The organism is Paraburkholderia sacchari, assembly GCF_000785435.2.
In the GTDB taxonomy this organism is placed as follows: Bacteria; Pseudomonadota; Gammaproteobacteria; order Burkholderiales; family Burkholderiaceae; genus Paraburkholderia; species Paraburkholderia sacchari.
Map to the genome: position 1 here is coordinate 263,982 of NZ_JTDB02000004.1, position 21,486 is coordinate 285,467.

Here is a 21,486-nt window from a genome sequence, read left to right on the forward strand (position 1 = left end):
GCATCTCCACATACCCGTATTCCGGCCGCCACCCAGCGGTCCCTCATCAGCGAAAGGAAGAGACACATGAATACGATTTCCGAAGACCTTGTTGTCGAATCGGAAGGTTCGTTACAACGAAAGATCAGTTGGACCGGCGCGTTCTGGGTGGCTAGCGGAGTGCCCGCGCTGGTGCTGTTCTCGATTGGCTCGATCGCGGCAACCGTGGGCAAGCTTTCATGGGCTGTCTGGATCATCTCGATCGGCCTTGGCTTCATCCAGTCGTTTTCGTATGCGGAGATTGCCGGGCTCTTTCCGCACAAGTCGGGCGGTGCGTCGGTCTACGGCGCCATCGCATGGGTGCGCTACTCGAAGCTGTTTGCGCCGCTTTCGGTCTGGTGCAACTGGTTCGCGTGGTCGCCGGTGCTGGCGATTGGCTCGGGGCTCGCAGCGGGCTACGTGCTCTCGATTCTCTTTCCCGCGGACTCCGCCATCAACACCTGGCAGATCACGCTCGTGAGCCTCGACTGGCTGCGCTCCGGCCTGAGCCTGCGCATCAACGCGACCTTCATACTGGGCGCGGCGATCCTGCTTGTAACGTTCGCGATCCAGCACCGCGGCATCATGAATGCGGCGCGCATCCAGACCATCCTGGGCGTGGCGGCGCTGATTCCGCTGATTCTTGTCGGCATGGTGCCGCTCTTTACCGGTGACGTGTCCGTGCATAACCTGTTTCCGCTCGTGCCGCTCGCGAAGGACAGCGCGGGGCAGATCATCGACGGCACGTGGGACCGCGCGGGCATCACGCTGATGGCAGGCGGGCTCTTCGTGGCCGCGTGGTCGACCTACGGGTTCGAGACTGCCGTCTGCTACACGCGTGAATTCCGCGATCCGAAGCGCGACACCTTCAAGGCCATCCTGTATTCCGGTCTCCTGTGCATTTTCGTTTTCACCGTGGTGCCGCTCTCGTTCCAGGGCGTGCTCGGCCTCGGCCATATGGTCACGCCGGACATCAAGGACGCGGCCGGCCACGTGGTGACGCCCGCGGTCTATAGCGGCATCCTCTCGCCGGACATCTACAGCGGCATGGGCGTGGCCAAGGCCATGGCGCCGATGATCCACGGCGGCTTGCTGGTCGAGCGCGTGCTCGTGGTGATGCTGGTGCTCGCCCTCGTGCTCGCGATCATGACGTCGATGGCAGGCTCCTCGCGCACGCTGTATCAGGCCTCGGTGGATGGCTGGCTGCCGAAGTACCTCTCGCACGTGAACGAACACGGCGCACCCACGCGCGCCATGTGGACCGACCTGTGCTTCAACCTGATCCTGCTGCTGATGTCGGATTATGTGTTCGTGCTCGCGATTGCCAACGTCGGCTACATCATCTTCAACTTCCTGAACCTGAATTCCGCGTGGATTCACCGGCTCGACCGCAAGGACTGGGTACGGCCGTTCCGCGCCCCCAACTGGCTGATCGTGCTGGGTACGCTGTTCTCGTTCGTCAATCTCGCGCTGCTCGGCATGGGCGCGGACACGTGGGGCGCGGGCACGCTGGTGTCGGGCCTGGTCTTCGCCGCGCTGATCCTGCCGGTGTTCATGTTCCGCCACTACGTGACCGACAAGGGGCATTTCCCGGACACGATGAAAGAGGACATGGAGCTGCTCGGCAACGGCAAGGTCGCAAAGCGCGCCGGGATTCTGCCTTACGTGACCGTCGTAGCCGGCATCGCGGTGATCTGGATCACCCATGCGCTCGCGGTCTACTGATACTCACACACTCATACCAACGGAGGGAGCTTTCGATGATGACTTCGCCGATCACGAGCCGCCCGGTGTACGCGGCGCTCGAAGCCGATCCGCAGGGCACGCAGCACTGGCTCCTGACCGCGGGCGCCGCCGCGGCCGATCGCGTGCGCGTGCTGAAGGCCTTGAGCACGCTGGGCACGGCGCCGCTCGAAGTATGGTCCGTCGACGAGGACCTGGCGCACGCGGGCGCCGGTGGTGTTTGCGAGTTGCCTCATGCGGTGGCGCGGCGCTTCGATGGAGAGGGCGAGCTGCTGGGCGCGCTGGGTGAGGCGCTGCGCGGCGCGCGGGTGGGAATCCGGCTCTATGCGCTCGGCACCGAGCCTTTCATCGGGTCGGTGCGGCAGATCGCCGAGCACGCCGGTATCGCGCCCGAGGCGGTGAGGGTGGAGCACAGCGGCAGCCTCCGGCGACGCGTGTACTGCATTCACTGCCGCTCGATGAACGAAGGTGTGACAACCAACGTGACGCCGTGCGGCGGATGCGGCCGCAAGCTGTTCGTGCGCGATCACTTCTCGCGGCGGCTGGCGGCGTTCATGGGCGTGCAGGCCGACGCCGAGGTGCCTGGAGAGCTTCCTGCCATCGAGCACGCCTATTTGTAGCTGCATCGACATTGCGTTTTGCCCAGGCTCATGCGCTCTGCCGCATGAGCCTTTTTTATTTCGCATTGTTCGTACTCCATCCCTTTCCCCGCGCTACCCCCAAAGTGGAATCCCCTCTTGCTGATTGCCGTATGGCAGGCGCGCGCCATACTGGAGGCGTTCGGCCTTGTGCCGTCATGCAGGAGGAAAGAGTATGGAACCTCTTACCACGGTTCTTCTCGTCGACGATCACGCGCTATTCCGGCGCGGCGTGGCGCAGCTCATCGAGATGAACCCGGCCTTTCGGGTCGTTGGCGAGGCGGGTTCGGGGCGCGAAGGCGTGGCGATGGCGCTGGAACTCCAGCCCGATGTGATGCTGGTCGATCTGAACATGCCGGAGATGAGCGGCATCGAGACCATCGCCTTGCTGCGCGACCAGGGTGTGAAGGCACGCCTGGTCATGCTGACCGTCTCCGATAACGAACGGGACGTGGTGGCCGCATTGCGCGCCGGGGCGCACGGCTATCTGCTCAAGGACATGGAGCCCGAGGAGCTGTGCGCGAATCTGGAGAAGGTGTTGAAAGGCACCGCCGTGCTCAGCGAGGCCGCAACCGGCAACCTGGTCCAGGCGCTCTCGGGCAGCCAGTCGTTCCGCGCGAGCGAGACGTTGCTCTCGGCGCGCGAGCAGGAAGTGCTCGACTACCTCGTCGAGGGGCTCTGCAACAAGGCGATTGCGCGCAAGCTCGACATCAGCGTCGGCACGGTCAAGGTGCACGTCAAGCATCTGCTGCACAAGCTCGATCTGCATTCGCGGCTCGAGGCGGTCGTGTGGCACCGCGAACACGTCGCGCGGCGCTTCGCTTCGGGCGGCTGAATGGGCAACTGAGCCCCGCGAGCGGCGCTAGCGTCTGGTGCTGCCCGTGCCGATGCGCGTTTGCTGGGCGAAGGAGGCTGGCACGAAGGTCACCACGATGCGCGAGCCCGGCTCGTTCGAGCGGATCTCCAGCCGCCCGCCCAGGCTGCGCGAGCGCTCGCGCATGATCGAAAGCCCGTAATGGTGCTCGCCGCCCGACTCCGTGACGATGCCGCGGCCATCGTCCTCGATGGTCACGGTGACTTCGCGCTCGTTGGACGAGAGCGTCACGAGCGCGCTCGATGCACGCGCGTGGCGCACGACGTTGGTGAGCGCTTCGCGCACGATCTGCCCGATATGCAGTTCCTCGTTGACCGTGAGGCGTACGCGGCGGATGCGGTTGTCGACCGAGATCTGCACTTCGCTGCGCGAGGACAGTTCCTCCGCGACTTCCTCGAGCGTCGCCGCGAGTCCGCGCGCGTGCACCGAGGTGCGGAAAGTGGTGAGCAACTCGCGCAACTGCCGATAGGCGCTATCGATCCCTTCGCGGATCGCCCGTGCGATCTGGCCGACGTCGCTATGCGACAGCTCCTCGGGCAGCACGGCCTGCAGCCGCGCAAGCTGGATTTTCATGTACGAGAGCGATTGCGCGAGCGAGTCGTGGAGTTCGCGCGCGATGGCGTTGCGCTCTTCGAGCAGCGTCATGCGCCGGTCGCGCACGTCGCGGCTCAGGTTGGAGATGGCCTGCGCAAGCACGCTCGCGATGGTCTCCAGCAGATGCAAATGGCGCTGCTCGCTGCGCGTGTCGGTGTCGCTTTCGCAGATCAGCACGCCGTACGTGCCCGAGGGCACGCGCACCGGCGCCGCGAGGATCGTCATCAGTTCGTCCGACTGGCTGTGCGGCAGCGAGCGCACGCCGGAAAGCGACATCAGCTCGTTCACGACGCGCTCGCGCACGATGTGCGGTGCGAGGTCGGCTGGCGCCACGATCGTATCGGTGCCAAGCAGTTGTGCGGAAGGCTCGGAGAGCACGAGCGCGATGCGTTGCACGCGCAGGACGCCGACCAGACGCTGCAGCAGCGCTTCGAGCGTACCCCCCGTGGGGGCGTCTTCGGCGAGCTGGGCGCAGATATAATGCAGCAGATCGAGCGACTGGTCCGCAAAGGCAATATGGTCTTCGACGATGCGCTTGAGCCGGGCCGATTCATCCTGCTCGCTACGCAGCCGCGCGACGAGCCCGTTGAGCACCGTAATCAGGCGATCGATCTCGTCACGCCCCGCGGGCACTTCGTGGCCGACCTGGCTGAGCATGTGCAGGGGCAGCGCCGGGCGCAGCACGAGCGCGCGCCGCGCGCCCCATGCCAGCGAGAAGATGCCCGCGAACAGCAGCGCGGCGGTGCAGGCTTCGAGCAGCGTGATGACGGCTTCGAGCGCATCGCCCTGGCGATCGATCTCGATACGCAGCGCATCGAGCATGTCCGGGGCCGCGTGCTCGCCCGCGAGCGTTTGCAATTGCGTGGCGATGAGCGGCGTGGGCGCGCCCCGTTGCCGCCAGTGCGTCAACAAAGTATCGTTGCGTACGAGCGACGTGGCGTGTGCATCGAGCTTGAGCGCGGCGTCGGGTGCGGTGGCCGCGATGCTCGTGGCGATGCGGCGCAGCCTGGCGGCATCGCCGAGCGAAACGGCGGCCTGTTCGTAGAGGGCCTTGTTGTCGAGCTGGACGCGCGTGCAGACGAACAACAGCGCGATGAGCGCGACGAGGCACGCAAGGACAATGCAGGTTTTCGCGTAGAGCGGGTAACGGCGTAACCAGGCGCGGTCGGCTGCATTCATCTGGAGACAAGTAGCGAAGAAGGAACTGACGGTCGTCGTTTTTTGCGGCGCCCGGATTGCGGATTCGCGAGGCCAATGCATGATGACAGTGTATCTGTTTTCCACCACGCTGCTGGTGCTTGTCGTGGGGCTGGTGCTGCCGAGGCTCGGTCCGGGCCAGGGCGTCGACGTGCTGCTTTATATCGCCATCGTCTTCGCGCTCGCGCTGGCAAGCGGGCTGCTCGGGCTTGCCTTCACATTTGGCGCGAAGCGGGCCGTCAAGCGCGGCATGCGCAGCTCAGCTGCCCCCGAACTCACTGCCTTCGCGGAAAATCTCTCCACGCCGGCGGTACTGCTCGACAATGACGCGCTGGTGTTCGTCAACGGCGCTTTTCTGAAGCACGCGCGCTGGGAACATCATGTCGACGAGATCGTCGGCATGCCGTTCGGCAATCTGGTGCATCCGCAGTCGCTGCTCGAGTTGACGAAGCTGCTCACGCAAACCGGCGTCGATGACGAGCGCACCTCGGGTTCGTTACGCCTCGCGTATGGCGACGGCACGTTCCGGCGCCATCCCGTGACCGTGCTGCGCGGCCGCGGTTCGCGCCTGACGCTCCTGCAGTTCCCCGCGCCTTACGCGAGCGCCGAGGCGCAGCGCAGCGAAGCGCAGATCCAGCAGCACTGCCAGGACGTGGTCGCGCAACTGCCGCAGGCGCTCTTTCGCATCGACCGCGAGCAGAACCTCATCTTCGTGAATCCCGCATGGCGCAGCATGCTGCGTATCGTCGGCGGCGGTGGCGATGTTCCGCCGCTGGCCGGCTTCGTGCATCCCGAAGACCGCGCGACGCTGACCGCGCGGCTCACCGCGCTGCTCGACGGCCATCTCAGCGAGCTCATCACGGTCGTGCGCATGATCCGCGCCGACGAAACCATGTTTCATGTCGAACTGCGCTGCCAGGCGGTGGCGGATCAGGAAGGACAGCTGATCGGCGCGGTGGGTCTCGCGCTCGACGTGTCGAACAGCCGGCGCAACGAGGAAGCGCTGCACGCGAGCCGCCGCAGCCTGCGCATGCTGCTCGCGAATGTGCGCGCGATGATCTATCGCGGACAGAACAATCGCTTGTGGTCGATGGAGTTCGTGAGCGAGGGCTGCTTCGAGCTGACCGGCTATGAAGCCAACGAGCTGCTCGACGAATCGCTCATGAAGTTCGTGTCGCTCATTCATCCCGAGGACCGCGAGTTCGTCTGGAATGAAATTCAGGCGCGCGTGGCGGTGGGTGAGCCCTATGAGGTGACGTACCGTATCATCGACCGTTCGGGCCAGACCAAGTGGGTATGGGACCAGGGGCGCGGTATTTTCTCCGCGCGCAACGAGCTGCTCGGTCTCGAAGGCTTCATCATCGAAGTGACGCGGCGCCAGCTTGCCGAAGAGAGCGCGCGCCGCCGCCTGGTGTTCGACCGGTCGACGGGCCTCACAAATTCGGCCATGTTCATGGACCGGCTGAGTTTCGCCCTCGCTTGTGCGCGCCGCAACGCGCAGCCGTGCGCGGTGTTTGCCATCCACGTGATCGACTTCGACGAGGTAACCGGACGTTTCGGCCCGGAGTACGCGGACCGTGTGCTGGTGCAACTGGGCCGGCGCCTGCAGGCGATCCAGAGCGACCTCAATGGCGCGACATTGCTCGACAAGCAGGATTTTGCGATCATGCTCACCGACTTCTCGGCGCCCGCGCTCGACTGGTGCGAGTGCGCGGGGCAGGTGGCGGCGCTCGCGCCGGAAAACAGCACGGCGGCCATGGAGCTTGTCGCCGAAAGCTTGCGCGCGCTGGTGGGCCGGCCGCTGCGTGTCGAGGGGCACGAATTCCGTGTCATGGCGCAGGTGGGCTGGGCGCTTGCGCAGAGCGAATTCCCGAATGCGCTCGACATGATCGATGCGGCGCTCGCGGCGGGCGAGGTCACGGGCAACGGTTACACGCCAGGTGCGCCGGGCACGCCAAACCAACAGGGACAGGCAAATGACGAAGCGGGTTGAGCAGGTTGAGCGGGCCGAAGGAGAAGCGCCACCGGCCGCAGGGGAGGCGCCCGATCACTCGATGTCGATCGAACATTTCATTGGCAAGGTCGTGCGCGAAAACCGCACGAATCAGGGGCTCACGATTGCCGAGCTTGCGGAGCAGAGCGGGCTCTCACGCAGCATGGTGTCGAAGATCGAGAACGGCCAGGTATCGACGAGCCTCGAGTCGATGGTGAGCATCGCACGCGCGCTGGGTATCTCGATGTCCACGTTGTTCCGCAATTTCGAAGGCCAGGAGGGCACCGCGCAGCACGTGAAGGCGGGCAAGGGCATGGAGGTGGTCCGGCGCGGCACGACCAAAGGGCACACCTATCATCTGCTGGCCTACGACCAGGGGCCGGCCAAGCTGTTCGAGCCGTTCCTCATTACGATGGACGACGAGTCCGAGATCTTCCCGACGTTCGAGCATCCGGGCACGGAATTCATCTACATGCTGCAGGGCAAGATGGAGTATCGGCACGGCAATCGCAGCTACCTGCTGCAGCCGGGCGACGCCTTCACGTTTCGCGGATCGGTGCCGCATGGACCCGAGCGCCTGATCAAGCTGCCGATTCGTTTCATTACGATCATCATGTACGGGCACACAGGCGGTTCAGACTTCTGAGCATGGATCGCTCAATAATGCTTCACGAAGCGAATCGCGCAAATGAGGCTCAGCAGGCTGAGGCTGGCGATCACCACCACGGCCAAGGTATCCGCGTGCGCATAACCCCAAAACTCATTCATCGTCTGGCGCCCTCATTGCGTCAATAAGCCTGTATCGCGCATGCGCGCGCGGCCGAAATCGGTGAGCCGATAGCGGAACAGTACCTTGCCGGCACCCAGGTGCGTGCCGTCGTCGAGCTTCTGTTCGAGACGCTGGAGCAGGCCGCCCGCCGCCAGTTCGTCGAGCGCGACCCGAACCGTGTTGATTGCGTAGCGCTCCGACGCGCCGTATTCGCTCAGCGCCTTCTCGACGAGTTCATAGTCCCAGGCGTGCGCCATGCGGCTGATCTGATCGAGCAGGAAGCCCTTTTGATGAAGTTTCATGCGCATCACTCCGCTTCGACCATCGCCTGATTGCCGCTCGTCACGTCGCGCAACGAGGCAACCGATTCGGCGGATTCGCCGAACATCACGAAGCTGCCGGTAATCGACAAAGCCAGACCGATCAGGAAATACCAGGCCGGCAACTGCAATGTGAAGCACGCAATGAAAATGAGTGCGAGCACCGCATAGAGATTGCCGATCCCGCCCGTGCGGCTCACCCCGATCAACGAGGTGGCCTTGTACCAGCTCGTGTAGCAATAGGCATGGGTCGAAGCCGCGAGAAAAATCCAGAGCAGCGCGCGGCCGTTCGCGAGCGTGTCGATCAGCAGTTTACCGACGGGAATATCGGTGAAGAGCGTGATCGCCGGGAGAATCAGCAGGCCCCAGAAAAAGACCTCGAACGAGAACCGGCACTGAATGCCGACATCCGGGTCGCTCACGTCCATGGCGCGCGCGGCTACCGCCCCCTCCGCGCCCCAGCCGAGCGCCGACATGATGCCGCCGACGTAGCCAAGCCATGCATCCGATTGCGTCGATTGCAATTGCCCGAACAAGCCGGGACCGTACACGGCCAGACCGCCGAGAATGATGATGCCCATGCCGAGCGCGGCTCGCCTCGTGATGCGCTCCTTGAACCAGAGCGCCGCGATCACGGTCCCGACGACCGGAAAAAGCAGCGAACTGATGGCCGCGAAGACAGGGCCTGCATAAGTCATCGCCATGTACGAACCGAAAATGGCCATCGGCCCGCCGCACAGCGAAGCGAGTGCATACCATTTTGAAATGCGCCGGAAACGGACCATGGTGCGCCCGTAATCCTTGATCTTGCCGAGCATGCCATTCCAGAGCAGCAACCACACGAATACGCCGATTGCGTGCACCCAGGTCATGACGGCGGTAGCCGTCAGGCGCAATGCGGTGGCGTCGGCCGGAATGTCGACATACGGGTGCTCGAACCAGAGCGCCGTGCCGGGCACGTACCACGCGCCCCATAGCACAGCCATCCAGATGGCCCAGATGAATCCCCAGCGCTGATTGCGCACGTAGTGCCGCTTGAGCGCTTGTTCGAGTGCTACGGCTTGCATAGGGGAAATTCCGGTGCTGTAACTCGGTAAGGGGTGTAAATCGGTATGTCCGATTTAAACCGCTACTGTAATGAGTTAGCAATACCACCATTTTGGTAGCGATTTAAGATTCTCCGCATGTCGACGAAATTCGTCGCGATGGCATGAATTATGTCCGTTTTTAATATCGAATTCGCCGAACTGAGATTTTTTTCGACGCTGCGGGGCGATATGATTTCTCTCATCCGCCACCCTTCTGGTAGAACCGCGAAGCGCGCTAGCCTGCTGCAGCGCGATTGCGCAAGCATTGAGAGAGTTGAATGCCGGATACGCCATTCGTTATCGTTGAACGCGCCCGCTGGCGGGCCGCACAGGTCCGGTTTGGCAATGCGCCAGCCTTGTTGCAGGATGGACCGAAGTGGGTGTGTCAGATCGTGCCCAGCGAGGCGCAGAAAGATGTCGGGGAAATATCGTCTACGCGGGTAGAGGCAGCGTTCGGCACGCTGAAGCCCGCGAACGTCTGTTTGACGAATTGCGTGGAGTACGAAGGCAGCTGGCTTGCCGCCTCACCGTACGATGAGTCAGGCCGGTGCCGGGCCTACGCTCATCTCGGGGTGGACCGGACGCTCGAGATGGTGGGGATGCCGGGCGTGGGCCCTTGGCTGGACGAGCGCGACACATGGTGGCCCGGCGCATACGAACTGCCGCTGCTCGAGCAACTCCCCACGATTGTGGCGCCGCTGCTCGGGCTGGACGACAAGACTCGATCGGCGCATCTGCTGATGAGCCTCACCGCGATCGACGGCACTGCACTCGTGACCGAATCGGACGACGGCATCGAACGCCCATTTCGCATTCCAGCGGGCGTGGATACGATCCATTTCGCCCCGGTCCGGATTGGCGGGCCGGCGGTGCTGTGGCGCACGGCGCTCATCACCGCGTTCGACCGCATCCGGCAACTTGTCGGACTCAAGTCGACCCGCCCGTTCTACCTCTGAATTTTACGCATCACGCCTGCCGCGCTACGCCATGACCGACGCACTCGACGCCTTTGACCGCAAGATCCTGAACATCGTCCAGCGGGACTGTACCGCGACAGCTGACGCCATCGCAGACCGAATCGGCTTATCCACCTCCGCTGTGCAAAAGCGTCTGAAGCGGCTGCGCAATGAACGGATCATTTCCGCGGAAATCGCGGTAGTCGATCGAGCGGCCGTCGGTCGCCCGATGACCTTCATCGCGGCGATGGAAATCGAACGGGAAAACTACGAGACGGTTGCGAAGTTCCGCGAATGGGCAAAGTCGCAGGATGAAGTCCAGCAGATTTACTACGTGACAGGCGCCGTCGATTTGATCGCAATTATCACGGCGTCCGACGTCGAGGCATACGACCGACTGACTGCGAGGATCATGCAAGGCAATCCAATGATCCGCCGTATCAATACCAATGTCGTGCTGAGTTCGCTCAAAGTCGGGCTGTTTGTCCCGGTTGAGAGGGAGTCCGACGAGGACCCACCCGCGAGCTAACGACGGCGTGTCATGAGAGACGGCCGAACCGGCCGCCGCCCATAACGAACCGCAAACGAGCATGTTCGATCCAGGCCAAAACGCCTAATTTGAATAACACTTCGTATAACTAAACTAGTTCCTGATTTCACCGACAGGAGATGAAAGAAATGGAACTCAAATTGGCACTGGTGGGCTTCGGCGGAGTCAGTCAAGGACTCGTCGATTTGCTGAAGAAAAAGCGCGCGATGTTGTTGGCCGAGGGGCTCGATCTTTCCGTGACGATGGTCGCGGACCTGCGGTTCGGCATTGCAACGAATCCGCGAGGCATCGCGCTGGACGTGCTCGACGAAACGGCCCGGCGCGGCGTCGACGCCGAAGCGTTGCGCCGCGATCCCGGCACGCTGGTGTCGCGCGAGATCAATCTCGATGCAGTTCTCAAAGCCATTGCGTCAGAGCACGTCGATGTCGTCATCGAGGCAACCTGCACGGACCCGAATACGGGCGAGCCCGCGCTGACCCACTGCCGCACCGCGCTCGAATGCGGCAAGCACGTCATCACGACCAACAAGGGGCCAATCGCACTCGCGCAACGGGATCTGGCACGGATCGCCGCAAAGTCGGGCGCGTGCCTTAAATACGAAGGTACGGTAATGAGCGGCACTCCGGTGTTGCGTCAACTCTCGACAACGCTTCGCGGCTGCGATGTGCGTGGTTTTACGGGCATTCTGAACGGCACGTCGAACTTCGTGCTCGGCGAGGTCGAGGCCGGGGCGAGCTTCGATACAGCGATCAAGGAGGCACAGCAGCGCGGTTATGCGGAGGCGAATCCGGCCGCAGACGTGAGCGGCTCGGACGTGCAGTTGAAGGTCGTGATTCTCGCGAACACGCTGTGGAACGCGGGCTTGACGCGCGCCGACGTGACTTGTCGCGGCATCGTTGAATTGACCGGGGATGAGGTGCGTGCCGCAGCGGCTGAAGGGCTGTCCTGGCGGTTGATCGGTTCGGCGACTCGTCAGCCGGACGGCACGGTGACCGCAACCGTCGAGCCGTGCAAGCTGCCAGCGGGCCACCCGCTGCGGGCTGCAAGTGGTGTGACGAACGCCATCACTTTCGACACCGACGTGCTCGGCAGTGTGACGATCAGCGGTCCCGGAGCCGGCCGCGAGGAGACCGCGTTCGCGATCCTCTCGGACCTTATCGAACTGCGAGACCACATCGACGCAACCGCGCAAGAGGTGATTGCATGAGCGCGCGCGACGCAGTGACCACGGATCTGGAGCCGGGTGGCGTGAGCAACGTTAGGTCGCCCTACGACGGAAGCGTCGTCGGAACAGTCCATCTTTCACCGGTCGAGTCGGCAGCGGCCATTGTGGAGCGCGCCGTGCTGGGTGCGAGCGTGGCGGGTGCGCTTGCGAGAAGCCAACGGTTCGAGATCTTGTCCCGCGCGGCCGCGCTGGTCGTTGCGCGTGCAGAAGGGCTTGCCCGCACGATTTCGCTTGAAGCGGGCAAACCGCTTCGGCAGGCCCGCAAGGAGGTCGCGCGTTGTGTGAATACGCTGCGACTTTCAGGTGAAGAAGCGAAGCGCCTGGTTGGCGAAACGATTCCGTTCGACTCGTATCCGGGCTCGGAGAATCGCACCGGCTATTACACGCTAGAGCCGCTCGGCGTGATTCTGGCTATTACGCCATTCAACGACCCGCTGAACCTTGTCGCGCACAAGCTCGGGCCAGCCATCGCTACCGGCAATAGCGTGATCCTGAAACCGTCGTTGCTGGCGCCGCTGTCTGCGCAGGCGCTCGTCGAGATTCTGTGGGAGGCGGGGGCGTCGCGGGATGCGCTACAGATCGTGCACGGCGGCGCAGAAATCGCGTCTGCATTGGTGCGGGACAAGCGGATCCGCATGGTGACGTTCACGGGTGGCCCGGCGACCGGTGAGGCAATCACGCGTGAGGCTGGCCTCAAGAAAATCGCGATGGACCTCGGCGGTAATGCTCCGGTGATCGTTATGGCCGACTGCGACCTGAAGCACGCCGCCGAGTCGTGTGTGTCCGGTGCGTTCTGGGCCGCCGGCCAGAATTGCGTCGGCACCCAGCGCATCTTCGTGGCTGAGGCGGCGTATGAGCCTTTCGTTCGTTACGTCGTTGAATTGACCCGCAAGATGGTGGTCGGCGATCCGCTCGACGAAGCGACGGATATGGGCCCGATGATCGCCGAGGACCAGGCGGCCAGGATCGAACGCTGGGTCGACGACGCGATCTCCAGCGGCGCGAAGGTATTGACTGGCCATCGACGGCGCGGCGCGATGTACGAGCCCACTGTGCTGGTGGACGTCCCGTGCGATGTCCGCGTGTGGGCCGACGAAGTATTTGCACCCGTTGTGTCGATCACGAAGTTCTCCGACTTGCAGCAAGCGCTCGATGCGGCGAACGCGCCTGAAAACAGTCTCCACGCGGGCGTCTTCACAAGCCGGCTCGAGATTGCGCTTGGCGCGGCCGAGCGGCTGCAGGCGGGCGGCGTGATGATCAACGATTCCTCGGATTACCGCTTCGACGGCATGCCGTTTGGCGGGTTCAAGTACGGGTCGCTGGGACGCGAGGGTGTGCGTTTTGCAATGACGGAAATGACGCAGCCCAAGGTGGTCTGCTTCAGGCGTAACCGGGCGCTGTCGAGTTGACGCGAGGTGCCGGCGCTTCATGCGCCGGCGCCGCACGCCCTGGGCAATGTGCAACGTATCAAAGAGGGAGTCGGGAATGCCAGCAGCCATGCCTGCATGCAAACCAGCGGCCGACGTGCTGGTTGTCGAGGATATTCATAAGTCGTTTGGTGGCGTCGAGGTGTTGAAGGGCATCTCGTTGACTGCCCGAAACCACGAGGTCGTGTCGATCCTTGGCAGCAGCGGATCAGGCAAAAGCACGTTCCTCCGGTGCATCAACCTGCTGGAGACGCCCGACCGCGGCCGGATCTCAGTGAATGGGGAGACGCTCGCCCTGAAACCGGCAGGCAAGAGCGGCGCGCTTGCCGCTACCGATCCCAGGCAGGTAATGCGTGTACGCCGCAAGCTCGCGATGGTCTTCCAGCAGTTCAACTTGTGGGCGCACATGACGGTTTTGCAAAACGTGATGTTCGTGCCGGTGCGCGTGCTGGGTGTGCCAAAGCGTGAAGCGCGTGACAAAGCCATAGCGATGCTCGAACGCGTTGGCCTCGCGGGCAAGTGCGAGCATTACCCTAACCAGTTGTCAGGCGGCCAGCAACAACGTGTCGCGATTGCGCGCGCGCTCGCGACCGACCCGGAGGTCATGCTCTTCGACGAGCCTACGTCTGCGCTCGATCCAGAACTTGTCGGTGAAGTGCTGAAGGTCATGCGCTCGCTTGCTGATGAGGGCCGCACCATGCTGGTCGTCACGCACGAGATGGGCTTTGCGCGCGAAGTGGCCAATCGCGTCGTATTCGTCCATCAGGGACGAATCGAAGAGGACGGAAGTCCCGACGAAGTCTTTGCAATGCAGAAATCGCCGCGATTCCAGAAGTTTCTGTCCAGCATCATCTGATGCAAAACCATCGCCAACCGGAGGGGAAATCATGAAGAAGCTGCTTCAATCGCTGTGCGTGGGCGCGGCATTGCTGGGGTCCGTCGCGCATGCCGAGCAGGTGGTGCGCGTTGGCACGCTCGCTGACTACGCGCCGTTTGAATACAAGGACGCGTCCGGCAAGTTGCAGGGCATGGAGATCGACATCGGCAAGAAGATGTGCGAAGACATGAAGGTCAAATGCCAGTGGATAACGATGGACTTCGATGCGCTGATACCGGCACTCAAGGCGAAGCAGATCGACGCGGTGCTTGCGCAGATGTCGAAGACTCCGGAGCGCGAGCAGTCGGTCGACTTCACCCGTATCTTCACGACGGCGCCTGTGCAGTTCGTCGCGAAGCAAGGTTCGGGCATCACGGACAGTCCGGCCACGCTCAAGGGAAAGACGGTCGGCGTGCAGACTGCCTCGACGCACGAATCATATCTGCGCCGCCGTTTGCCTCCGGGTCAGTCCGGCATCAACGCCAAGGTCTATCAGACGCTTGACGAAGCCTGGCTCGATCTGGAAGCCGGCCGCATTGACGCGGTGCTCGCGGACAACACCGTGGCTTATGACTGGCTCACGAAAGCCGGCAAAAAAGAGGGCTTCGATTTTGTAGGCAAGCCGGTAGCCGATGCGGAAATTTTCGGCGATGGTACGGCTATCGCCGTGCGCAAGGGTGACGCGCCGCTGAAGGCCCAGTTCGACAAGGGCATCGCGCAGGTACAGGCGGACGGGACATTTTCGACAGTAAGCAAACGCTATTTCCCATTCAGCATCGCACCGCAATAAGCTCGCATCCGGCGCGCGGCCGCTGAGTAGCGGCGCGCGCAAAAAGCGCGCATTTCACGGAACCCACCACGATGGACATGTTGCTCAATTACGGCGCCCAGATTGCGGCGGGCGCGCTCGTCACGCTGGAACTCGCGCTCGCCGCGTTGGGGCTCGGCATGCTCCTTGGCATCGCCGGCGCATCGGCGAAGCTGTCGAGCGTGCGCTGGCTGCGCAGCGCGAGCTACGCAGTCGCAAACTTCCTGCGTGGCATTCCTGAGTTTCTGATTCTGCTGATCTGCTATTTCGGGTTGTCGCATTTTCTCAATACGCAGTTCGACGGCGCGATTGTCATAAGCCCGTTCTCCGCGGGCGTGCTCGCGCTCGCAGTGGTCTTTGGCGCGTATTCGTCGGAGATGTTCCGTGGTGCTTTCCTCGCGGTGCCGGCCGGGCAGATCGAGGCGGCGCGCGCGTATGGGATGACGCCGCTGCAGACGCTGTGGTTCGTACGGTTGCCACAGGCGTGGCGGATCTGTTTGCCGAGCCTTAACAACATGTGGCAGAACCTTCTCAAGGACACGTCGCTCGTCTCCATCGTTGGACTCGAAGACATGCTTAGAAAGGCCAACATCGCGGCCCAGTTCACCAAACAGCCGTTTATCTTTTACTTGACGGTGGGCGTTGTCTATTTCGGCTTTCTCGCCGTCTCCAATCCCGCATTTGCGTGGCTCGAACGCATCGCGGGCCGGGGCTATGCGAAACGCACCTGAACAGGCTCAGCCATGAATGAAGTTCTTTCCCTGATGACACAGTCGGGCCCGGACATCGTGCGCGGTGTGTGGATTACGGTTCAGCTACTGGTCCTGTCGTGCGCACTTGCGTTTGCGCTTGCTGTGCCGCTTGCGGTCGCGCGCACGTCTGAGAGCCGCTGGCTGTCCACGCCCAGCCGGCTCTTCATGTCGGTGTTTCGGGGCACGCCGCTGCTCGTGCAAATCTTCGTGATGTATTACGGCCTCGCGCAATTTGCGTTTGTCCGCGCGTCGCCGCTGTGGCTGTTTTTTGGCGGCTCGTTTTCGTGTGCATTGTGCGCGCTGACGCTGAATCTTTCCGCCTACATGGCAGAAGACATCCGTGGCGGGATCGCGGGCGTCCCGGCCGGCGAGAAGGAGGCGGCGCTTGCGTTCGGGATGAGCCGCTTCATGTTGACCTGGTTCGTTGTCGTGCCACGCGCGATCGGCATTGTCGCGCCGACGCTCGGCAACGAGATCGTGCTGCAACTGAAGTCCACCGCGCTCGCGAGCACGATTACGGTGCTCGATCTCACCGGTGTGGCGCGGCGCATCTCGGTGGAAACCTACACGACCGATGCACTGATGCTCGCGGGCGTCGTGTACGTCGGCATCACGGCGATTCTATCGAGCGTATTGAAGCGGGCGGAAGGCATCTTGAACCGGCATCTGACGAACGTGCGCGTCTAGCGCAGCGACGAATTGACAAAGCAAATCGACCATTCCGAGGAAGACATGGGATACAAGCTCGAAACGTTGGCGCTCGCGGCTGACCGCGACGTGACCGACGAGAAAACCGTTGCGCCGGCCATCCACTATTCCGCGGTATTCAAAGCGGCAGGTGGGGAGGAATTCACCGAGATGTCGAGCATTCCTCAGCATCCGCGCAATTACACCCGCTACGGCAATCCCGTTCACGAGCGCGTCAAGGCAGTCATGGCCGAACTCGAGGGCACCGAGACCGCGCTTGTCACGGCCTCTGGCATGGGCGCGATTGCGACGGCGATCCTCAGCGTCGTGAAGGCGGGCGACCACGTTATCGGTCAGACCCGTCACTACATGAGCACAACCAAGATGCTCGACGACATGTTGCGCAAATTCGGCGTCGAGGTGACGTTTGTCGACCAGACGGATGTGGCTGCGTTCGACCGGGCTATCCGTCCGAACACCCGGCTGATCGTTATCGAGACCCCGGTCAATCCGTTGCTGCTCGTGACCGACATCTGCGCGGTGACCGAGATTGCGCGCGCGCGCGGCATTCTCACGCTCGCGGACAACACGTTCGCATCGCCGGTCAACCAGCAGCCGCACCGGCTCGGCGTCGACATCGTCGTGCACAGCGCCACCAAGTATCTGGGCGGACATCACGATCTTACCGGCGGGGTAATCTGCACAAGCCGCGTGCTTGCCGAGCAGATCTGGCATACGCACATCACGCTAGGTTCGGTCCTGTCGCCAATGGACGCGTGGCTGCTGCTGCGCGGCCTGCGCACATTGCCGTTGCGCATCGAGCGGATCAACGCGAATGCACTGGCGCTTGCCGAATTCCTCGAGGCCCATCCGAAGATCGAACGCGTGTTCTACCCCGGCTTGCCCAGCCATCCGCAACATGCGCTCGCACGCCGGCAGATGCGCGGCTTTGGCGGCGTAGTCGCGTTCGGCGTGCGGGGAGGTTACGACGACGCGCAACGCTTTATCGAGGCGCTGCGCGTGCCACTGAACGCGGGCAATCTCGGCGGCGTCGATTCACTCGCGATCCATACGGCGGCGATGTGGGCCGGCACGATGTCCGCAGAGCAGATGCGCGCTGCGGATATACCGATGAACTTCATTCGCTACGCGGTAGGCATCGAGCACATCGACGACCTGAAGGCGGACGTCGCGCAAGCCCTCGAACGCATCTGAACTTCCAGCCCGCGCAAGCGCTGGGGAAAAGGGGACTTGGACAATGAACCGTATCACGATACTTGACGGCGGCATGGGGCGCGAACTCGCACGGATGGGTGCCCCCTTCAGGCAGCCGGAATGGTCGGCGCTCGCATTGATGGAAGCGCCGCACTACGTTGGACTCGCCCATGACGCATTTATCGCGGCGGGCGCCGACGTCATCACCGCGAACAGCTATGCGATCGTTCCGTTTCATATTGGCGCAGACCGGTTTCGCCGCGACGGCGCCGCGCTTGCGGCGCTCGCCGGGCAACTCGCGCGACAGTCGGCAGGGCGAGCCTCGCGGCCCGTGCGCGTGGCCGGCTCGCTGCCGCCGACGGGCGGCTCGTACAGGCCGGACCTGTTCGACGCTCGGCACGCCGATACGATCCTCGCGACACTGGTTCGCGGACTCGAACCCTACGTCGACATGTGGCTTGCCGAGACCCAAAGCCTGACCAACGAGATTGAGGCGGTGCGGCGTGCGCTCGGCGAGCAGTCGAAGCCGCTGTGGGTGTCGTTCACGTTGCGCGATCAGATCGATGAAAGCGGGCAGCCTGTGCTGCGATCCGGACAAACGTTGGGCGAGGCGGTCGATGCTGCGTTGTCGGCGCGCGCGGCTGCGGTGCTGTTCAACTGCAGCCAGCCCGAAGTGATGGGTGCAGCCGTGGCGGCGGTCCATTCGCTAGTCGAACGCGCGGGCGCGCGATTGCCGATCGGAATCTACGCAAACGCGTTTCCGCCGCAGCGCGACGATGCCGAGGCCAACGCCGAGCTTGACGAATTGCGCGGCGATCTCGACCCTCCCGGCTATCTAAAATGGGCGGAGCAGTGGATTGCGCTCGGTGCGCAGATCGTTGGCGGATGTTGCGGGATCGGGCCGAGCCATATCAGGGCGCTGCATGATGCAGTAGAGGCGCGCGAAGCCGGAGACATCGGGGCGGGCGATGAAAATTGACGGCATCGACCAGAAGATCATCGATGCGTTGTGCGCCGATGCCAGGATTCCACTCGCTGTGCTCGCCGACAGGATAGGCCTGTCGAGACAGGCTGTTCGACACCGCGTCGATCGGCTGGAAGCTTTGAAAATCATCGCGGGATATACGGTGCGGCTTGCGTTGCCCGACGATGTGGCGCCGGTGCGCGCCGTGATGCTCGTCTATCGAAAAGACCGGATGCGCGGCGCGAATGTGCTCGCGGCGCTCGAGCGCATTCCCGAGGTACGGGATTGCGCCGTGCTCAGCGGCGAGGTCGATTTGCTCGTGCAAATCGAGGCGACCAGCCACGACCGCGTCACCGAAATCTGGGCGACAATTAGCGCCATGGACGGCGTGCAGAACATGACGACCTGTTTCGTGCTCGATTCGGTGATACACAAGCGCTAGGGTCTGTTCTTCAATCGGCCGGCGGCATTTCAGCAACGCTTCAGCCGCTCATCGCGCCCAGCACGTTCATGATTTCCTCGGCGAGCAGCAGGTTCGCGAGGCCGCGCCCGTGCTTTTCGCGGCGCACGAGCGAGAGCACGTTCCGGCTGAAGGCGCGATCGCGGATCTGCCGGTCGTTCTGGGGCTTTCGCGGCCAGGAAGACCTGGGCGGCGGCTACAAGGCCATGCTTGTGATCGAAGACTTCTTCCGTCCGCAAACGGGCCAGTCCGGTTCGTTCAATGGCGACCCGATGTTCTCCCGCAATGCCTACGTGGGCATTGGATCGCCATACGGGGCATTGACGCTCGGCCGGCAAAGCAGCTTGCTCTATTTGCAGTCCGCGCAATTCAATCCGTTTTATGCCTCGTTCACTTTTTCGCCCACCATCAATCAGCTTTATTCCGCTTTGGGCACTTACCCGGCTTATCGCATCAATCAGGGCATTCCGGGTGGGACGTCGTGGAGCAATGCGATTCAGTATGCGGCGCCGGACTTCAGCGGCTTGAGCGCCCATGTGATGTACGCGCTCGGCAATCAGGCTGGAGACGACAGCGCCAAGAAAGTCTCCGCGCAGGCCACCTGGACGCGCGGCTCGTTCGCGATGGGCGCGACATGGCAGTACCTGAATTTCGGCACCACGCCGGGCGACCTCAATAACCTTGTGCGCGGCTTCCAGAGCCAGACGGCGATGCAACTGGGTATGACGTATAACTTCAACTTCGTGAAACTGTATGGCGAATACACCTATGCCAACAACGCGTTGGTCACCAGCAGCTTTCACGTGAACATGCTGCAAGGCGGGCTTTCGGTGCCAGTGGGCGTGGGCAGCATACTGGCCTCATATGCGTGGTCGCGCGATAACAGCACTTTGAATCAGGCGCGGCAAACCGCAACGCTGAGCTATGATTACCCGTTCTCCAAACGGACCGATGTTTACGTCGGCTATATGTACGACCATGTTTCGAAGCTGTCGAGCGGGTATACCGCGGGCGCCGGCATTCAGACACGGTTCTGATTCTTTAGAAGCCCGATTGCATGCAGAACTACTACGAAGCCACCGTCACTCGTCAGCCTTATGCGCCGCTGAGCGGTAAGGTCGACACGCAGGTCTGTATCATCGGCGGGGGCCTCGCGGGACTGAATACTGCGCTCGGGCTCGTCGAGCGCGGTGTGCGCGACGTGGTGGTGCTCGATGGCGAGCGCGTGGGCTTTGGCGCATCGGGCCGCAACGGCGGCTTCGTGTTCGGCGGCTACAGCCTCGACAATGACGACCTGCTCGGCACGTTGGGGGCTGCGAGCGCGCGTCACCTGTACCGGCTCACCATCGACGCCGTGGACCTGATTCGCACGCGCGTCGCGCGCTACGGCATCGATTGCGACCTCGTCGACCGTGGGGTGATGCTGGCGAACTGGTTCGACGATGCCGCCAAACTCGACGCACTGCGCACGCTGATGAAGCGCGATTTCGGCGTCGAGTGGGAACCGGTGGAGAAGGACGCGCTGCGCGCGCGGCTGAAGACCGGGCGCTATCACGGTGGGCTGTTCGAACCCAACGCATTTCATTTTCATCCGCTGAAATACGTGCTGGCCGTCGCGCATGCGGCGGCGCAAGGCGGCGCGCGCATTCACGAGCAATCGCCGGCCCGCTCGATCGAGCGCGAGGGCGCGGGTTTCGTCGTGCGCACGCCCAATGGCGCGGTGCGCGCGAAGGACGTGGTATTCGCGTGCGGCGGCTATGCGCGCGGGGTTTCGCCGCGCATCGAGCGCGCCGTTCTGCCGATTGCGACCTATGTGATTGCCACCGAGCCGCTCGGCGCGCGTCTGGCCGATGCTATCGACGCGCCTTATGCGGTTTACGACACGCGTTTTGCGTTCGACTATTACCGGCCGCTAAAAGACACGCGCATTCTGTGGGGCGGCCGCATTTCGGTGCTCGATCGGGGCCCGGAGGCCATTGCGCGGCTGCTCAGGCGCGATCTCGTGCGTGTGTATCCGCAACTGGCGGACGCGAAGGTCGAGTATGCGTGGGGTGGGTTGATGAGTTATGCGCGGCACAAGATGCCGCAAATCGGCCGCGACGGCGACGGTGTCTGGCACGCGATCGCCTTCGGCGGACATGGCATGGCGCCCACCACGGTGGCCGGCGAAACGCTTGCCGACGCGTTGGCGTTCGGCCAGCCAGTGCCGGACGGTTTCGCGGCATTCGGCCTGACGCGCACGTTCGGCCTTGCGGGGCTGGCGGCTGCGCAGCTTACGTACACCGCATTTCAGGCGCGCGATGCGCTCGCTTCGTATCGTAACTGAGCGC

At 63.1% G+C, this 21,486-nt stretch carries 21 protein-coding genes; 18 read left to right on the forward strand and 3 right to left on the reverse strand.

All coding sequences use genetic code 11. From position 1 onward, the window contains the following. The first annotated feature begins 66 nt into the window (after positions 1-66). The 3 genes from NH14_RS16740 to narL all read left to right on the forward strand — a co-directional run bounded on the left by NH14_RS16740 (position 67) and on the right by narL (position 3,234). Positions 67-1,743, forward strand: a complete 1,677-nt coding sequence (locus tag NH14_RS16740; RefSeq protein ID WP_035525427.1) for an APC family permease — start codon at positions 67-69, stop codon at positions 1,741-1,743. Positions 1,744-1,778: 35 nt separating this feature from the next. After that, positions 1,779-2,381 (forward strand): dimethylamine monooxygenase subunit DmmA family protein, encoded by a 603-nt coding sequence (locus NH14_RS16745; protein WP_237179654.1) that lies wholly within the window; start codon positions 1,779-1,781, stop codon positions 2,379-2,381. A 193-nt stretch (positions 2,382-2,574) separates the two neighbouring features. After that, entirely contained in the window at positions 2,575-3,234 is a 660-nt protein-coding gene (gene narL / locus NH14_RS16750; protein WP_035525425.1) for a two-component system response regulator NarL, read from the forward strand. Between the two features lie 27 nt (positions 3,235-3,261). Here narL and NH14_RS16755 read toward each other — a convergent pair whose 3' ends face one another. Beyond that, the gene (locus NH14_RS16755) at positions 3,262-5,046 is read right to left on the reverse strand and encodes a histidine kinase (protein ID WP_035525423.1); all 1,785 of its coding nucleotides are present in this window, start codon (positions 5,044-5,046) and stop codon (positions 3,262-3,264) included. 79 nt (positions 5,047-5,125) lie between these two features. On the opposite strand from NH14_RS16755, the gene NH14_RS16760 reads away from it, so the two are divergent. Both NH14_RS16760 and NH14_RS16765 read left to right on the forward strand, forming a co-directional pair. After that, positions 5,126-7,057 (forward strand): PAS domain-containing protein, encoded by a 1,932-nt coding sequence (locus tag NH14_RS16760; protein WP_237179655.1) that lies wholly within the window; start codon positions 5,126-5,128, stop codon positions 7,055-7,057. 61 nt (positions 7,058-7,118) lie between these two features. Beyond that, positions 7,119-7,703, forward strand: coding sequence for a helix-turn-helix domain-containing protein (locus tag NH14_RS16765; RefSeq protein WP_052147974.1), 585 nt, complete (start codon positions 7,119-7,121; stop codon positions 7,701-7,703). 134 nt (positions 7,704-7,837) lie between these two features. On the opposite strand, the gene NH14_RS16770 is transcribed toward NH14_RS16765, so the two are convergent. Beyond that, on the reverse strand, positions 7,838-8,128 hold the full coding sequence (locus NH14_RS16770) for a hypothetical protein (protein WP_035525687.1): 291 nt from the start codon (positions 8,126-8,128) through the stop codon (positions 7,838-7,840). A gap of 5 nt (positions 8,129-8,133) precedes the next feature. Then, the gene (locus NH14_RS16775) at positions 8,134-9,213 is read right to left on the reverse strand and encodes a DMT family transporter (protein ID WP_035525418.1); all 1,080 of its coding nucleotides are present in this window, start codon (positions 9,211-9,213) and stop codon (positions 8,134-8,136) included. A 299-nt stretch (positions 9,214-9,512) separates the two neighbouring features. On the opposite strand from NH14_RS16775, the gene NH14_RS16780 reads away from it, so the two are divergent. From NH14_RS16780 to NH14_RS16840, 13 genes are all read left to right on the forward strand, one after another. Further along, the gene (locus tag NH14_RS16780) at positions 9,513-10,190 is read left to right on the forward strand and encodes a hypothetical protein (protein WP_035525415.1); all 678 of its coding nucleotides are present in this window, start codon (positions 9,513-9,515) and stop codon (positions 10,188-10,190) included. Positions 10,191-10,221: 31 nt separating this feature from the next. Then, positions 10,222-10,719, forward strand: a complete 498-nt coding sequence (locus tag NH14_RS16785) for an Lrp/AsnC family transcriptional regulator (protein ID WP_035525412.1) — start codon at positions 10,222-10,224, stop codon at positions 10,717-10,719. A gap of 149 nt (positions 10,720-10,868) precedes the next feature. Then, positions 10,869-11,948 carry a homoserine dehydrogenase gene (locus NH14_RS16790; protein ID WP_035525410.1) on the forward strand — a complete coding sequence of 360 codons (1,080 nt, stop codon included), beginning with the start codon at positions 10,869-10,871 and terminating at the stop codon, positions 11,946-11,948. Beyond that, positions 11,945-13,375 carry an aldehyde dehydrogenase family protein gene (locus NH14_RS16795; RefSeq protein WP_035525408.1) on the forward strand — a complete coding sequence of 477 codons (1,431 nt, stop codon included), beginning with the start codon at positions 11,945-11,947 and terminating at the stop codon, positions 13,373-13,375. The genes NH14_RS16790 and NH14_RS16795 overlap by 4 nt, the downstream gene beginning before the upstream one ends. Positions 13,376-13,463: 88 nt before the next feature. Then, complete coding sequence (locus tag NH14_RS16800; protein WP_035525405.1) at positions 13,464-14,249, forward strand: ABC transporter ATP-binding protein; 786 nt, start codon at positions 13,464-13,466, stop codon at positions 14,247-14,249. 31 nt (positions 14,250-14,280) lie between these two features. Further along, positions 14,281-15,060, forward strand: coding sequence for an ABC transporter substrate-binding protein (locus NH14_RS16805; RefSeq protein ID WP_035525402.1), 780 nt, complete (start codon positions 14,281-14,283; stop codon positions 15,058-15,060). Between the two features lie 71 nt (positions 15,061-15,131). After that, positions 15,132-15,809: an ABC transporter permease gene (locus NH14_RS16810; protein WP_035525399.1), complete on the forward strand. Its 678-nt coding sequence runs from the start codon at positions 15,132-15,134 to the stop codon at positions 15,807-15,809. 12 nt (positions 15,810-15,821) lie between these two features. Then, the gene (locus NH14_RS16815; protein WP_035525396.1) at positions 15,822-16,517 is read left to right on the forward strand and encodes an ABC transporter permease; all 696 of its coding nucleotides are present in this window, start codon (positions 15,822-15,824) and stop codon (positions 16,515-16,517) included. Between the two features lie 12 nt (positions 16,518-16,529). Continuing rightward, positions 16,530-17,732, forward strand: a complete 1,203-nt coding sequence (locus NH14_RS16820; RefSeq protein WP_237179656.1) for a trans-sulfuration enzyme family protein — start codon at positions 16,530-16,532, stop codon at positions 17,730-17,732. A 43-nt stretch (positions 17,733-17,775) separates the two neighbouring features. Beyond that, positions 17,776-18,711, forward strand: a complete 936-nt coding sequence (locus tag NH14_RS16825) for a homocysteine S-methyltransferase family protein (protein WP_035525393.1) — start codon at positions 17,776-17,778, stop codon at positions 18,709-18,711. Further along, a complete protein-coding gene (locus NH14_RS16830) occupies positions 18,701-19,138 on the forward strand; it encodes an Lrp/AsnC family transcriptional regulator (RefSeq protein WP_035525390.1) in 438 nt (145 codons plus the stop codon). The genes NH14_RS16825 and NH14_RS16830 overlap by 11 nt, the downstream gene beginning before the upstream one ends. A 203-nt stretch (positions 19,139-19,341) precedes the next feature. Then, the gene (locus NH14_RS16835; protein ID WP_244143479.1) at positions 19,342-20,193 is read left to right on the forward strand and encodes a porin; all 852 of its coding nucleotides are present in this window, start codon (positions 19,342-19,344) and stop codon (positions 20,191-20,193) included. 20 nt (positions 20,194-20,213) lie between these two features. Next, positions 20,214-21,482 carry an NAD(P)/FAD-dependent oxidoreductase gene (locus NH14_RS16840; protein ID WP_035525388.1) on the forward strand — a complete coding sequence of 423 codons (1,269 nt, stop codon included), beginning with the start codon at positions 20,214-20,216 and terminating at the stop codon, positions 21,480-21,482. Positions 21,483-21,486 lie beyond the last annotated feature (4 nt).